This window comes from Flavobacterium sp. CECT 9288 (genome assembly GCF_918731615.1).
GTDB lineage: Bacteria > Bacteroidota > Bacteroidia > Flavobacteriales > Flavobacteriaceae > Flavobacterium.
The window spans coordinates 1,107,539-1,119,261 of sequence record NZ_OU957226.1; the positions used below are offsets into that span (position 1 = coordinate 1,107,539).

General features: G+C 33.9%; 8 protein-coding genes. 7 read left to right on the top strand and 1 reads right to left on the bottom strand.

The window, feature by feature from the left end:
- The first annotated feature begins 3 nt into the window (after positions 1-3).
- The 7 genes from LQ189_RS04920 to ddpX all read left to right on the top strand — a co-directional run bounded on the left by LQ189_RS04920 (position 4) and on the right by ddpX (position 11,151).
- Positions 4-804: a hypothetical protein gene (locus tag LQ189_RS04920; protein ID WP_230154680.1), complete on the top strand. Its 801-nt coding sequence runs from the start codon at positions 4-6 to the stop codon at positions 802-804.
- Positions 805-1,628: 824 nt separating this feature from the next.
- Positions 1,629-2,384: a carbonic anhydrase family protein gene (locus LQ189_RS04925; RefSeq protein ID WP_230154682.1), complete on the top strand. Its 756-nt coding sequence runs from the start codon at positions 1,629-1,631 to the stop codon at positions 2,382-2,384.
- A gap of 555 nt (positions 2,385-2,939) precedes the next feature.
- Positions 2,940-4,535, top strand: a complete 1,596-nt coding sequence (locus LQ189_RS04930; RefSeq protein WP_230154684.1) for a type I restriction-modification system subunit M — start codon at positions 2,940-2,942, stop codon at positions 4,533-4,535.
- A gap of 144 nt (positions 4,536-4,679) precedes the next feature.
- Positions 4,680-5,885, top strand: a complete 1,206-nt coding sequence (locus tag LQ189_RS04935; protein WP_230154686.1) for a restriction endonuclease subunit S — start codon at positions 4,680-4,682, stop codon at positions 5,883-5,885.
- Between the two features lie 657 nt (positions 5,886-6,542).
- Positions 6,543-7,286, top strand: coding sequence for a transposase (locus tag LQ189_RS04940; protein WP_230154688.1), 744 nt, complete (start codon positions 6,543-6,545; stop codon positions 7,284-7,286).
- 4 nt (positions 7,287-7,290) lie between these two features.
- Complete coding sequence (locus tag LQ189_RS04945; protein ID WP_230154689.1) at positions 7,291-10,170, top strand: type I restriction endonuclease subunit R; 2,880 nt, start codon at positions 7,291-7,293, stop codon at positions 10,168-10,170.
- A 333-nt stretch (positions 10,171-10,503) separates the two neighbouring features.
- A complete protein-coding gene (gene ddpX / locus LQ189_RS04950; RefSeq protein ID WP_230154690.1) occupies positions 10,504-11,151 on the top strand; it encodes a D-alanyl-D-alanine dipeptidase in 648 nt (215 codons plus the stop codon).
- A gap of 3 nt (positions 11,152-11,154) precedes the next feature.
- Here ddpX and LQ189_RS04955 read toward each other — a convergent pair whose 3' ends face one another.
- Entirely contained in the window at positions 11,155-11,721 is a 567-nt protein-coding gene (locus LQ189_RS04955) for a hypothetical protein (protein ID WP_230154691.1), read from the bottom strand.
- Positions 11,722-11,723: the final 2 nt, after the last annotated feature.

Genomic DNA, 11,723 nt, shown 5'->3' on the forward strand with positions numbered 1-11,723 from the left:
TGTATGAATATTGCATTTACAACTATTTTGCTATTCATTATTCTTGCACCAGGTTTTATAGCAAGAAGTGCTTATAACTCTTCGAAATTAAGCGTAAATGACACAAATAAGAACATTGTAAATGAACTTACTTGGTCTATAATTCCATCTCTTACACTACACACCTTATTTATAGGCATAGTTCATAATTTATCAAGTTATTTTATAGATTTTCAACTATTAGGAAATTTAATTTTAGGTGTCACAACTTCAAATAAAGCGGAAGAAAGTTTTAAACAACTTGGAGATTTTAAATATGAAATTTTTTCCTATAATTTAATTTTATTTACTTTTTCCTTTTTTATAGGCTATGGTTTTAGAGAAATCATAAGATATTTTGCAATTGATAGAAGAGTTCGTTATTTTAGATTTACAAACAAATGGCACTATATTTTTACAGGAGAATGTTTAGACTTTAAAGATGTTCCTGATAAATATGAAGAAATAACAGATAAAATTATAAATGTACTCTGTAAAGTTAACGGAAAAAGTATTTTATATACTGGTGAATTTTTTAACTACTACATAGATAGTAAAGGTGATTTAGAAGCAGTTCATCTAAGAAATCCCATAAGAAGAGAATTAGATAAAGACGACGCGAAAGTAAAAGATTATTATGTAATTGCAAGTAGGTATTTAGTGATACCAAATACAGATATCATTAATATAAATTTTAGATACTTTTCTTTAGAAGAAGTTGTAGAACCAACAGAAGAAGAAAAAGGAAATGCAATAACTCTTGATGAAACGAAATCTGTTGACTAACAATTATCTACAAAAGTGGTTTTACAATGGGTCATATATTTTTTAAATTGATAGAAATTTTCATAAAATAAAAAAATAAGATAACGTTTTTATTTACGATTTGTACAGTATTGGAAACACAATACTAAAATCATCTACATTCCATTGCGAATTCACAAGCAATTGGCGTAAAAGTAGAAATAGTCTTAATCTCAAAATGACTAGTTAAAGAAATAGAGCATCCCGATTTTTAATCAGGACTTTCGAAGGTTCGAATCCTTCTGCCTTCACAAAACCCAACAATTTGGTGTTTTTTTTGTCTTATTATTTCCTACATTTACCACTACAAAAACAGCACTTTTTACAACATTTCACAAACAAATCGCAACATCAAAATAGAAATTAGACTTATTGCTTAATTTAAAGAGTGTAAAGAGTAATTCATGATATTCAACAATAATTTCCTATTTTCTAATATAAGTATGGGCTATCAAAAGCTCTTTTGAAATCAAATATTGTATTGTTATATATTCTTTACCCTTTTCTTAATTAAGAGTATGCGTTAACTGTGCTTGTAATCCTCTTTTTTTAAACTCATTTTTTTTAGAGTCATTTATTATTAATAGAATGTGCAAATTACATAGGGTTATGTCAAGAGTATAATTTATTAAGAAAAAAATATCAGGTTAGAATTTTTAAAAACCGTTTTTTTTTATTTCCTAAATACAAGTAGTTTTAAAAAAAAAACAACATTAATTTTACTTATGCTTATTATATAAAATATAAATAAAAATTTATGAATTAAAAAATTCAATTTTGTATCGTTAAATTTTAAAACTCAAAAGATGATACAACAAGTAATCAAAACTGCAGCATTTGTGATTTTACTACAAACAATAGCAAGTTGCAATTCAAGTTCTAAAAACGAAAGTTCTCAAACAAGTCAGGATTTGAAAAAGAAGGATTCAGTTCTAGATCATGTTTTAACAAAAACAGAACGCGATGCACTTAATCCAGAACAGGTTTTAAAAGAGTTTATTGCTGGAAACGATCGTTTTAATTCAGGGAATATTACCCAACGTAAACATTCGGAAGAAATTAGGAAAGCTGCAACTGATGGTCAATATCCAAAAGCAATGGTTTTAAGTTGTTTAGATAGTAGAGTGCCAGTAGAAGATGTTTTTGATCAAGGTATAGGAGATGTATTTGTAGGCAGAGTAGCTGGAAATTTTGTAAATACTGATTTATTAGGAAGTATGGAGTTTGCCTGCAAAGTTGCCGGTGCTAAATTGATTGTTGTTATGGGACATCAACATTGTGGAGCTATTAAGGGTGCTATAGATAATGTGCAATTAGGAAATATAACTTCAATGCTCACTAATATTAAACCTGCTGTACAAATGAGCGATGATTTTAAAGGAGAAAAGTCTTCTAATAATGAAGTGTTTGTTAAATTTGTTGCTAAGAATAATATAAGAAATACAATTTCTCAAATTAGGTCAAAAAGTGAAATTTTGAAAAAGATGGAAATCAATGGCGAAATTAAAATTGTAGGGGTGTTTTATACATTACGAACAGGAAAATTAGAGTTTGTTGACTGATTACTGATGATAATTTATTAACTTTTATTAGCCAAAAATTTAAGTTTAATTATCAATAATCTATCCACAGAACTTTATAATCTCTTAGGGTTAATTTAAAAATACAACACAAAAAAAATAAACGAAATCAAAATGAAATTGTTTTTTCTCTCTGTGATGTTCTTGATTTTAAATAGTGCTTTACCACATCCCGATTTTTAATCGGGACGGTCGAAGGTTCGAATCCTTCTGCCTTCACTTAAAAACCCACCAAATTGGTGGGTTTTTTGTTTTTAGTATATTTTGCTCCCCGTTTTTTCGCATCAATCCTAAAAAGCATCAACTGTCGCAGTCTCATTCGTGTAATTAAAATAGTTTTACGCAGACTTCTTTACAATTTACCGTACATTTTTTCCTTATTTTTTAATATCTTAGCAAAGTAAATTTCTTGCATTTTTATAGTGCAACAAAGTTTTTAAGCCGCATCAGGCTTACCAAAAGCAAATTAAACGCAAGCAATTACAGTAGTTCAAGCACTATTAATTGCTTACCTATCATTTACAATCAATACATTTCATGGCAGCCGAACAAAAACAAAAATTAGAACAACAACTCTGGAACATCGCAAACACCCTTCGTGGGAAAATGGATGCCGATGATTTTAGAGATTACATATTAGGTTTCATTTTCTACAAGTACCTGAGTACTAAAATGGATTTGTACGCCAACACCATCTTACAACCCGACGGTTTGACTTTTCAAGAAGTAGTAGGACATCCTGACGAAGCCCTTTTGATGCAAGAAATAAAACAATTGGCTATTGACAAATTAGGCTTTTTCCTAGAGCCTGCTGATTTATTCTCAGAACTAGCACGCAGAGGCAACGCAGGCGGAAAAAACAATTTTATCCTGGGCGATCTAGCCAAAGTACTCACGCACATTGAGCAAAGTACCATGGGGTCAGAAAGCGAAGAAGATTTTGGAAACTTATTTTCGGATTTAGATTTAACCTCTCACAAACTAGGAAAATCCGAAGCCGATAAAAACGAATTGATAGTAAAAGTCTTGATTCATCTGGATGAAATTGATTTTGATTTAGAAAACACCGATAGTGATGTTCTAGGAGATGCCTACGAATATTTAATAGGTCAGTTTGCCAGTGGTGCCGGCAAAAAAGCGGGCGAATTCTATACGCCACAACAAGTCAGTAGCATCTTGGCACAACTAGTAACTGTGGGTAAAGACAAGCTCAAAAGCGTATACGACCCAACGTGTGGTTCGGGTTCCTTGCTGTTGCGCGTAGCCAAAGAAGTAAAAGACGTAAGCGCTTTTTACGGTCAGGAAATGAATCCTACCACTTACAACTTGTGCCGCATGAACATGATCATGCACGATGTACACTACAAACGTTTTGACATTAAAAACGAAGATACTCTAGAACGCCCACAACATTACGATTTGCGTTTTGAAGCCATCGTGGCCAATCCGCCATTCTCGGCCAACTGGTCTGCGAGTCCGCTGCACATGACTGATGAGCGTTTTTCGGCCTATGGCAAACTCGCCCCAAGCTCTAAAGCTGATTTTGCTTTTGTACAACACATGGTGCACCAGCTAGATGATAACGGAACCATGGCTATTGTTCTCCCACACGGAGTTTTGTTTCGTGGTGGTGCCGAAGGACACATTCGCCAGTATTTGATCCAAGAGAAAAACTACCTCGATGCCGTAATAGGATTGCCCGCCAATATTTTTTACGGAACCAGTATCCCAACTTGTATTTTGGTCCTAAAGAAAAAACGCGACAATCCAGATAACATTTTGTTTATAGATGCCAGTCAGCACTACGAGAAAGTAAAAACCCAAAACGTATTGCGCAAAGAAGACATTGACAAAATAATTGAAACCTATAAAAATCGCACCGAGGAAGAAAAATATTCCCAAATTGCCTCTATTTCCGGCAATCGTACAGACGCGATTAATCGCGTCTCTACCATCGCCGAAAATGATTATAATTTAAACATCCCGCGCTACGTAGACACCTTTGAAGCCGAAGATGCCATAGACCTACAAGCCATAACCCAAGAATTACGCGCCTTAGCCCATGAAAGCAAAACCACCGATGCTACCATTGCCGGTTTTTGTACAGAATTAGGAATCCAAACCCCATTTTAATCATGAATACTAATTTGTACATACAAGAGTATTGGGGCGTTCCCCTGCTGAAAAAGCAGGGTCGGGCTATCCGTTACAATCTTTTTGTTCGTTCCTCTCAAAAAGGATTTTCACTTCTATCCCTAACGCAAAAAAATACCTGCCATGAATAAACTAAAGGTACCACAATTAAGGTTTAAGGGGTTTGAAGGGGAATGGAAATTTAAAAAAATAGGAAATATCGCTGAACTTACATCAAGTAAAAGAGTTTATTTAACAGATTATGTTGAAGAAGGTATTCCTTTTTATAGAGGTAAAGAAATTTCAGAATTGAAATTAGGTAAAATACCAAATGACATTTTATATATAACAGAATCTTCTTATCAAGAATTTAAAGAAAAATTTGGGGTTCCTCAAAAAGATGATTTATTGATTACAGCTGTTGGCACACTAGGTAATGTATTAAGAATTAAAGATGAAGCCAAATTTTACTTCAAGGATGGAAACTTAATTTGGTTTAGAAAAATCACGGAATTTTCTCCTTTTTTAGAGATTGCTTTAGATTTTTACAAAAGTGAAATTGAAAAAACGTCAATTGGTTCAACTCAAAGAGCCCTGACAATGGTTGAATTACGAAAGCTAAAATTTCCATTTCCCACCCTCCCCGAGCAACAAAAAATAGCTTCCTTTTTAAGTGCAGTCGATGAAAAAATACAGCAATTGTCCCGCAAAAAGGAATTATTAGAACAATACAAAAAAGGCGTCATGCAACAATTGTTCTCAGGTAAATTGAGGTTTAAGAATGAGAATGGAAAGGAGTATCCGGATTGGGAGGAGAAAAAGTTGGGGGATTTTTGCACATTTTTTTCAGGAGGAACACCAACAAGTACAAATCAAAATTATTATTCAGGCACAATACCTTTTATTGGTTCAGGAAATATTTATGATTCTGAAGTTTACAATTTTATTTCAGAACAGGCTTTAAATAGTTCATCGGCTAAAATGGTTGAAAAAGGCGATTTACTTTATGCTCTTTACGGTGCAAATAGTGGTGAACTTGCAATATCAAAAATGAGTGGAGCAATAAATCAAGCGATACTTTGTATTAGAAATGAAGAATGCATAGAATACTTATACTATATATTATTGCTAAATAAGGACAATATTGTTGCAAAATATTTACAGGGTGGGCAAGGAAATTTGTCTGCACAAATAATTAAAAGATTAAAATATAAATTTCCATCCTTACCAGAACAACAAAAAATCGCCAATTTTTTATCGGGCATCGATGGTAAAATAGAACAGGTGAATGGGGAATTGGTAAAAACGCAAGAATTTAAAAAAGGATTGTTGCAGCAAATGTTTGTGTAGAGACGCGATTCATCGCGTCTATTTGTGCGTTATAAAATTGTCAGCGATGGTAGAGAAGCGATTTATCGCGTCTATATTTGTGAAATCGAATTGTGGGGAATGAATGAGACGCGATAAATCGCGTCTGTACGTACGGATAGTATCGCGTCTATATTTGTGAAATCGAGTTGTGAGGAATGAATGAGACGCGATAAATCGCGTCTGTACGTACGGATAGTATCGCGTCTAATTTGTGAAATCGAATTGTGGGTAATGAAAGAGAAGCGATAAATCGCGTCTATATTGATGAAATCGAATGATGGGGAATGAAAGAGACGCGATAAATCGCGTCTGTACGTGCGGATAGCATGGCGTCTATATTTGTGAAATCGAATTGTAGGGGATGAAAGAGACGCGATAAATCGCGTCTGTACCGGGTAGCATGGCGTCTATATGTGCGTTATAAAATTATTAGCGATGGTAGAGAAGCGATTTATCGCGTCTAAATTTGTGAAATCAAATGATGGGGAATGAATGAGACGCAATTCATCGCGTCTATATTTGTGAAATCGAATTGTGGGTAATGAAAGAGACGCGATAAATCGCGTCTGTACTGGATAGCATATAGGAAAATGAATCATTTTATAAAAAAATGATGATATTCAATAATAATGAAATATGAAAAAATTTCAAAATAAATATCGCATTCCATCCGCCCGATTGCAAAATTGGGACTATGGAGAAAATGGTGCATATTTCATCACAATATGCATTGATAAAATGGAATGTTTATTTGGGGATGTTGTTTCCAATGCGGATGTTTCCAATACGGACGTAGATAAGCGATTAATCGCTTATCTACGGGATACGATTGATGAAAAATGCGAAATGCAATTGAATGAATTGGGAAAAATTGCCTATAATATTTGGGAAGAAATTCCGAATAAATTTCCTTTTGTCGAATTGGGTAATTTTGTGATTATGCCCAATCATATGCATGGAATTTTGATTATCAATAAATTCGTAAATACGCGATTAATCGCGTTTGAAAATGAAAATGTTGAAAATGCCAATGGAAATGCACACGTAGAGACGCGATTAATCGCGTCTAAAAATGAAAATGTGGAAAATGCCAATAGAAATGAACGCGTTGAGACGCGATTAATCGCGTCTGTACATGATGATGAAAAAAAAGGCGGTTTTTCCGGAAATAATAATCCGATGTTTCATGAAAATATATCCCGAATCATTCGTTGGTATAAAGGCAGGTGTAGTTTTGAAATGCGTAAAATTCATGCCGATTTTAATTGGCAATCCCGATTTTACGATCATATTATCCGAGATTCAAGAGCATTCGATACCATTCAAAATTATATAGAAGAGAATCCTTCAAAATGGAAAAAAGATAAATTTCATAATTAAAAATATGAGCCATCAATCCGAAGCTACACTAGAAAACAACTTAATCAAGCAATTGATTGGTTTGAAATATACGTCTGTCAAAATTCAGGATGGAGACGCTTTAGTTTCTAACCTCAAAAGTCAGTTGGAAGTTTTTAATGAAACCACTTTCACTGCTAAGGAGTTTGATGCTGTTTTGAATCATTTGTCCAAAGGCAATGTTTTTGAAAAAGCCAAAACACTCAGGGATCGCTTTCAATTAACAAAGGAAGATGGGACTTCGTTTTATGTTCGGTTTTTTAATGCAGAGGATAACAGCAAGAATTTATATCAAGTTACCAATCAAATATCATTAGAAGGCAGTTACAAGAACCGTTTTGATGTCACACTTTTGGTAAACGGATTGCCATTGGTACAAATAGAATTGAAACGCTCGGGTATCGAAATTAAAGAAGCTTTTAACCAAATCAATCGCTACCAAATGCATTCGTTTTGGAGCAACCACGGTTTGTTTCAATACGTGCAATTGTTTGTCATTAGCAATGGTGTCAATACAAAATATTTGGCCAACAATAAATTACAATCGGTCAAACAAACCTTCTTTTGGGCTGATGCCAATAATAAAAACATCACGGAGTTACCCGAGTTTACAGCTGCTTTCCTAAACCCAAATCAATTGGGTAAAATGATTGCACATTACATCGTGATCAACGAAACACATAAGGTGATGATGGTCTTGCGTCCGTATCAATTTTTTGCTACCGAAGCCATTATTCACCAAGTTAAAAACTCGAATGACAACGCTTACATTTGGCACACCACAGGATCGGGTAAAACCTTAACTTCCTTTAAGGCCAGTCAAATTTTAATGGAATTGCCAGAGGTTTACAAAGTAGTTTTTGTAGTAGATAGAAAAGATTTGGATTACCAAACCATGAATGAGTTCAACGCGTTCAAAAAAGACAGTGTTGATGTTACTGATAATACCCAATCGTTAGTACGGCAATTGACTGATAATACCAAGTTGGTCTTAACTACCATTCAAAAATTAAACAATGCCATTTCGGAACGGTTTTCGGGCAAAATAGAAGGCTTACGCCATAAGAAAATCGTTTTTATTTTTGATGAGTGTCACCGCTCACAATTTGGAGAAACACACGATCGTATTACTAAATTCTTTGAGAAAAGTCAACTTATTGGATTTACAGGAACACCCATTTTTGCCGAAAACGCTTCTAAGAATGATTTAGGAAAGCGAACAACCAAAGATTTGTTTGGTAACTGTTTGCACAAATACGTCATTACAGATGCGATACGGGATCAAAATGTTTTGCGTTTTGGGATTGAATATGTAGGGAAATACAAGAACAAGAGCAATGCTTTTATTGACATAGAAGTAGAGGATATTGACAAGCAAGAAGTTCTGGATTCCGAAAAGAGAATCAACAAAATTGTAGATTACATCATTGCGTATCACGATCAAAAAACGTTCAATAAAGACTATTCGGCACTGTTAGCAGTAAGTAGTATTGATAATGTGATTCAGTATTACGACCTTTTTCAACAAAAGAAAGAAGCTGGAGCACACGATTTGCGCATTGCTACCATTTTCACGTATGGTACCAATGAAGATTCAGAGGAAGCGCAAGATTATTTACCAAGTGACGAAGTTGACTTTGATGTTTTAGCGGAGAAACCAACAACCTATCAATCCAAACACACGCGTGACAAGCTTGAAAAATACATTGGGGATTACAACAAAATGTACAATACCAGTTTTTCGACCAAGGACAGCCAACAGTTTGAGAATTACTTTAAAAACATAAGCCAGCGATTAAAAGATCGAGAAAAAGAAAACTTCAACCACGAGAAAGACCGTTTGGATATCGTGATTGTAGTTAATATGATGCTTACCGGTTTTGATGCTAAAAAAGTAAATACGCTGTATGTAGATAAAAACTTGAAGCAACACGGTTTGATTCAGGCGTATTCCAGAACCAACAGGATTTTGGGAGAACAGAAGTCGCAAGGAAACATTTTGGCTTTTAGAAACCTTAAAAAAGCAACTGATGATGCCATCACTTTGTTTTCGAATAAAGAGGCAATAGAAGTAGTGACCATGCCCGATTATGAGGCCATTGCGGAGAAGTTTGATGAAGCTTTAAAGCTTTTAAGAGAAATTACACCCACATATCAAAGCGTAAATGATTTAAAAAACGAAGAAGAAGATGCTCAATTTGTGCAAGCATTCAGAAAGTTGATGCGAGCAATGAATGTATTGCAATCCTACACTGATTTTGACTGGGAGGATTTAGGTATTGATGAACAAGAATACGAAGACTACAAAGCCAAGTATCTTGACATCTACCAAAAGGTGAAGCAAGATACTGAAAAGCAAAAGACATCGATTCTGGATGACATTGATTTTGAATTAGAATTAATCCACACCGACCAAATCAACGTGGCCTACATCTTGAGATTGTTAGCGCAACTAAAAGGGGAAAAAACACCAACCGCTGCTGCAGCCCAAAAGAAAGCTATTATTGATTTATTGGGAGGAGACATTCAGCTGAGAAGCAAACGAGAATTGATTCAAAAATTCATAGATGAAAATATGCCCAACATCAAAGACGGAGATTCTATTGAAGATGAGTTTGAAAAATACTGGCAAGATCAAAAAGTCTTGGCATTAGGCAAACTATGCGAGGAAGAACATCTTGACAAAGCACAATTCAAATCCTTAATAGATGCCTACATCTACAGCGGTCGAGAACCTATAAAAGACGAGGTTTTTCAATGCTTAGACAATAGACCCAGCATCCTGCAAGCCCGAACTATTGGTGACCGAATTATAGCAAAAATGAAGGAGTTTGTAGAGGTTTTTGTAAAGGGGATGATGGCGTAATTGGTAAACGATAAAATTAAATTAATTACTGCATTTTTGCGGTGTATAAAATAGTTTACAAAGCCAAATCATTTTTACACAAGTGAATTCAAAAGTATATTTTGGTATTTCAACTAACGTGATACATCACATGAAGTGAGTAAATAATGAGATTCCTCTTGCGTTAAAATGAAAAAAACCGAGCTGCTGTGTTCTTAACGAAATTACATTGTCAAGGCTTTATCGACATTTTGTCATAAGTTAGAATCCTTTATTTGTTTTAATGCTGCTATCCAATTTTTTGTATAATTTTACAAAATACCACTCTTAATTAATACTGTAATTGTATCAAAAATGAAATTGTTTTTTCTCTCTGCGATGTTTCTATTTTTAAATAGTGCTTTAGCTCAATCTTCTTTGCCTAATTCAGTTACTGAAAAAAATGACAAAGTGAATGACACGACTTTTGTGAATTTAAAAAGTTATAGTAACGCGTTTGTATTCGACATGAAGTACGCCACTGATGATAATTTTTTAAAAGCGAAGGTGTATGATTGTGCAGAGTGTTTTTTACGATTAAAAACGGTTAAAGCTTTAGTTAAAGCCAATACCAAATTGGCTCAAAAAGGATATAAAATAAAAATTTATGACTGCTACAGACCTTTGGATATCCAAAAAAAAATGTGGGAAATAGTTCCTAATCCTAAGTATGTGGCAAACCCTAAAACGGGTTCTATTCACAATAGGGGTGGAGCGGTAGATATTTCCCTTGTAACCCTTCAAGGAGAAGCAGTGGATATGGGTACTGATTTTGATTTTTTTGGCGAGAAAGCAAGTCATTTATATCAAGATTTACCTAAAAATGTATTGCAAAACCGAAAACTATTAAAATCAGTAATGATTAGTGCTGGTTTTAATTCATTTGATTCAGAATGGTGGCATTACAATTTAAAAGCGGGCTTGAAAAACCCAGTTTCTAATGTAAAATGGGAATGTGAATAATACCTATTCTACACATTTTAAATAATTGATAAAATAGTTTTCTGGATTGTAGGTTTCGTTATTGAGTTCAGAAAGAAATTCTTTTTTAATAACATGATCCTCAGTATCTGTTAGGTATTTTATTCGCATTAAAGTGATAGGGATTGTTTTAAGATCTTCAAAATTTTCTTTGGCAAACATAAAAACTCCTGTATTGACTCTGTTGTCAAATTGTTTGTCATCTCTTAAAATGGTGCCGCAATTTTCTTGATCAACATGAATTAAGGTTACAATTTTACCGTTGTTTAACTGCAGGTAAATTCTAGAATTTTTATCAAAACAATTTGCTCTTATAAAGTCTTTACTTTTTTGAATGGTTTGCACGTTTAAAGTAGGTAAGCCATCAGTCATAGCTAGGGAGAAAAAGATGTAACTTTTATTTGTTCCAAAATTTTTCTCACTAATCATGTATTCTTTTGTTATCTTGTAAGACCCTATAGAATCTGTAATATTCTCACTGTATTCACATGGTTTTTGGCTGAATACAGCAGTATTAATTAGTACAAAAAAGAGTAATGTTACGTATTTCATTT

What these genes read in the sequence shown, in the direction of transcription:
- LQ189_RS04935 (WP_230154686.1), top strand. Translation starts at nt 4,680, where the DNA reads ATGAATAAACTAAAGGTACCACAATTAAGGTTTAAGGGGTTTGAAGGG.
- LQ189_RS04955 (WP_230154691.1), bottom strand. Translation starts at nt 11,721, where the DNA reads ATGAAATACGTAACATTACTCTTTTTTGTACTAATTAATACTGCTGTA.
- LQ189_RS04925 (WP_230154682.1), top strand. Translation starts at nt 1,629, where the DNA reads ATGATACAACAAGTAATCAAAACTGCAGCATTTGTGATTTTACTACAA.
- LQ189_RS04940 (WP_230154688.1), top strand. Translation starts at nt 6,543, where the DNA reads ATGAAAAAATTTCAAAATAAATATCGCATTCCATCCGCCCGATTGCAA.
- LQ189_RS04930 (WP_230154684.1), top strand. Translation starts at nt 2,940, where the DNA reads ATGGCAGCCGAACAAAAACAAAAATTAGAACAACAACTCTGGAACATC.
- ddpX (WP_230154690.1), top strand. Translation starts at nt 10,504, where the DNA reads ATGAAATTGTTTTTTCTCTCTGCGATGTTTCTATTTTTAAATAGTGCT.
- LQ189_RS04920 (WP_230154680.1), top strand. Translation starts at nt 4, where the DNA reads ATGAATATTGCATTTACAACTATTTTGCTATTCATTATTCTTGCACCA.
- LQ189_RS04945 (WP_230154689.1), top strand. Translation starts at nt 7,291, where the DNA reads ATGAGCCATCAATCCGAAGCTACACTAGAAAACAACTTAATCAAGCAA.